We start from the raw sequence: 3,772 nt of genomic DNA on the forward strand, positions 1-3,772 counted from the left end.
GCGGATGTGCGGTGGGATCGGTTTGTGCCGTCGTTCACGGCGTTGCGTCCGTCGCGTCTGTTCACCGACATCCCCGAGGCACAGGCGGCGATCGAGGCGGCGGCCCGAGCCGAGACCGGCCCCACCGACCGGGCCTCCGCACTGCGCGAGCGGCTCGCGGCCCTGACGCCGCCGGAGGTCGAGGCGTCCCTCCTGGACCTCGTCCGCTCCCAGGTCGCCACGGTGCTCGGCCACGCCACCGTGGAGGCGGTGCGGCCGGACCGGGCGTTCCAGCGTCTCGGCTTCGACTCGCTCACCGCCGTCGAGCTGCGCAACCGGCTGACCGCCGAGACGGGCCTCGCGTTGCCCTCCACCCTGGTCTTCGACCACCCGACGCCGGCCGCCCTGGTCGCCTTCATCCGGGAGACCGTGCTCGGAGCATCGGGTGACGCGCCGGCCGACCGCAGGGTCGCCACCGTGGACGACGACCCGATCGTGATCGTCGGGATGGGCTGCCGCCTCCCGGGTGGCGTCGCGTCCCCGGAAGAACTGTGGCAACTGCTCTCCACGGGACGCGACGGCATCTCCGAGTTCCCCCTCGACCGGGGCTGGGACAGCTTCCTCAGCAGCGGCCTGTCCGACACGTCCTTCGCCCGCAGGGGCGGCTTCGTCTACGACGCCGGTGAGTTCGACGCCGAGTTCTTCGGCATCTCACCACGCGAGGCCCTCGCCATGGACCCGCAGCAGCGGCTGCTGCTGGAAACGTCGTGGGAGGCCGTCGAGTCGGCGGGCATCGATCCGACCAGCCTGCGGGGTGGCGCGGTCGGCGTCTTCGCCGGGGCCAGCTTCCAGGGGTACGCCAGCGGGTCGGTCGGTCGGGCCCAGGAGGTCGGCGGCCACCTGCTCACCGGCAACGCGACAAGCGTGTTGTCGGGTCGGGTGGCGTACTCGTTCGGTTTCGAGGGCCCGGCGGTGACGGTGGACACGGCGTGTTCGTCGTCGCTGGTCGCGTTGCACCTCGCGGCGCAGGCGCTGCGGTCGGGCGAGTGCGACCTGGCCCTGGCCGGCGGCGTCACCGTGATGGCCTCACCGGGCACGTTCGCCGAGTTCTCGATCCAGGGCGGCCTGTCCGCCGACGGCCGCTGCAAGTCGTTCTCGGACGCCGCAGACGGCACGGGCTGGTCCGAGGGCGTCGGTGTGCTGCTGGTGCAGCGCCTGTCGGACGCGCGGCGCGACGGCCGCCGGGTGCTGGCGGTGGTGCGGGGTTCGGCGGTGAATCAGGATGGTGCGTCGAACGGGTTGACGGCGCCGAACGGCCCCTCGCAGCAGCGGGTGATCCGGCAGGCTCTTGCGTCTGCGGGTTTGTCGGCGGTTGATGTGGATGTGGTGGAGGCGCACGGTACGGGTACGTCGTTGGGTGATCCGATTGAGGCTCAGGCGTTGTTGGCGACGTATGGGCAGGGTCGGGATGTGCCGTTGTTGTTGGGGTCGGTGAAGTCGAACATCGGTCACACGCAGGCGGCTGCGGGGGTGGCCGGGATCATCAAGATGGTCTTGGCGATGCGGCATGGGATGGTGCCGGCGACCTTGCACGTGGATGCGCCGTCGTCGCATGTGGACTGGTCGTCGGGTGCGGTGGAGTTGGTGACGGCGTCGCGGGTCTGGCCGGGGGCGGGGCGTCCTCGGCGGGCGGGTGTGTCGTCGTTCGGTATCTCCGGCACGAACGCGCACGTGATCATCGAGCAGCCGGAGCCGGAGCCGGAGCCGGCGTCCGCTCAGGTCGCGCCGGTCACGCCCGTCGGGTTGCCGGTGCCGTGGGTGGTCTCGGGTCGCTCCGAGCGGGGTCTGGCGGGTCAGGCGGGGCGGTTGGCGTCGTTCGTGCGGTCCCGGTCCGGCCTTGCGGTGGCGGATGTGTCGTGGTCGTTGGCGACCACCCGGGCGGCGTTGGAGCACCGGGCGGTCGTGTGGGGCTCGGACGTGGACGAGCTGGCGGCAGGCCTCGCGACGGTGGCCGAGGGCCACGTCTCGGGTGTGGTGTCGGCGGGCCGCCGGGCGGTGTTGTTCACGGGGCAGGGTTCGCAGCGCGTGGGCATGGGCCGGGAGCTGTACGACGCGTTCCCCGTCTTCGCGGCGTCGTTCGACGCGGTGTGCGCCCGGTTCGACGGCTTGCTGCCGCGTGCTCTGCGCGAGGTGGTGTTCGCGGAGGCGGGTTCGGAAGCTGCTGCTCTGTTGGATCAGACCGTCTTTGCGCAGGCGGGGTTGTTCGCGGTCGAGGTGGCGTTGTGGGAGCTGCTCTCGTCGTGGGGTGTGCGGGCCGACTTCCTGGCGGGTCACTCGATCGGTGAGGTGACGGCGGCGTACGTGTCGGGGGTGTTGTCGCTGGCGGATGCGTGCACGCTGGTGGCGGCACGGGGCAGGTTGATGCAGGCGCTGCCGGCCGGCGGTGTGATGGCGGCCGTCGGCGCATCGGAGGAGGCTGTCGCCGAGCTGATCGGCGCGTCGGGTGCGGCCGTGGACGTCGCGGCGGTCAACGGCCCCGCGTCGGTGGTGGTCTCGGGTGCCGCCGCCGAGGTGGCGTCGGTGGTGGCGGCCGCCCGTGAGCGGGGTTGGCGGACGAAGGAGCTCGCGGTCAGTCACGCGTTCCACTCCCGCCTGATGGAGCCGATGCTGGACGAGTTCGGGTCGGTGGTGGCGGGGCTGGAGTGGCGGTCGCCGCGGGTGCCGATCGTGTCGAACGTGACGGGCGCGGTGGCGGACGCCGCAGAGATCACCGAGCCCGGCTACTGGGTGCGGCACGTGCGGCAGCCGGTGCGCTTCGCCGACGGTGTGGCGGCGTTGCGGGCGCTGGGGGTGGACACCTTCCTGGAGGTCGGCCCCGACGCGGTCCTCACCGCCATGGCCGCCGAGGCGGACACTGCCGACGAGGTGCGGTACGTCGCCACGCTGCGCCGCAGCCAGCCCGACGTCACCACCCTCACCAACGCCGTCGGGCAGCTCTGGGCCGCTGGCGTGGCCGTCGACTGGGCGGCGTACCTCGGCCAGACCGGCGCCCGGCCGCGCGCGGTGGAACTGCCCACCTACGCCTTCGACCGGCAGCGCTACTGGCTGGAGGACCCCCAGCCCGGCGCGGCTCCGGAGCGGGCCGGCGCCCCGTCCGACGAGCAGTTCTGGGCGGCGGTCGAGTCCGGGGACCTCGGCGTGCTGGGCGAGGAGCTCGCCGTGGGCGCGGACGAGCCGTCCACGGCGCTGCTGCCCAAGCTCGCCCGGTGGCGGCGGGCGACGCAGCAGCGGGCCGTCGTCGACTCCTGGCGGTACCGGGCGACGTGGCGTACGGCCGCCGTGCCGGACTCCGCGACGTTGGCGGGGACCTGGCTGCTGCTGATGGCGCCCGGGCAGGAGGACCACCCGGTGGCCGCGGCGCTGGCCGCCCGGGCCGACCGGGCGGTCCCGGTGCTGGTCCCGGCCGGCGCCGACCGCGACCGGGTGGCGCGGCTGCTGCGGGAGGCGATGGGCTCCGACGACCGGGACGCCCACGTGGTGTCCCTGCTGTCGCTGGCCGAGCCGCGGGAGGAGTCCCCGGTTCCGGCCGCCGCCGAGGTGTCGACGGCGCTGGCCGTGGTGCAGGCGCTGACCGACGTCGGTGGGTCGGGCCGGCTGTGGTGGCTGACGCGTGGGGCGGTGTCGGTCGGCGGCTCGGACGAGCTGGCGGATGTCGCGGGTGCTGCGGTGTGGGGTTTGGGTCGGGTGGTGGGTTTGGAGGTGCCGTTGCGGTGGGGTGGTTTGGTGGATTTGC

The 3,772-nt window shown here is 73.4% G+C and carries 1 protein-coding gene; it reads left to right on the forward strand.

The features are described 5' to 3' along the window. Positions 1-3,772 (forward strand): beta-ketoacyl synthase N-terminal-like domain-containing protein (locus tag ACLQ20_RS31290; protein ID WP_425858368.1); only part of this gene is annotated, 3,772 nt, incomplete at both ends.

The sequence above is a fragment of the Micromonospora sp. DT46 genome (genome assembly GCF_049841735.1).
Taxonomy (GTDB): Bacteria; Actinomycetota; Actinomycetes; order Mycobacteriales; family Micromonosporaceae; genus Micromonospora; species Micromonospora reichwaldensis.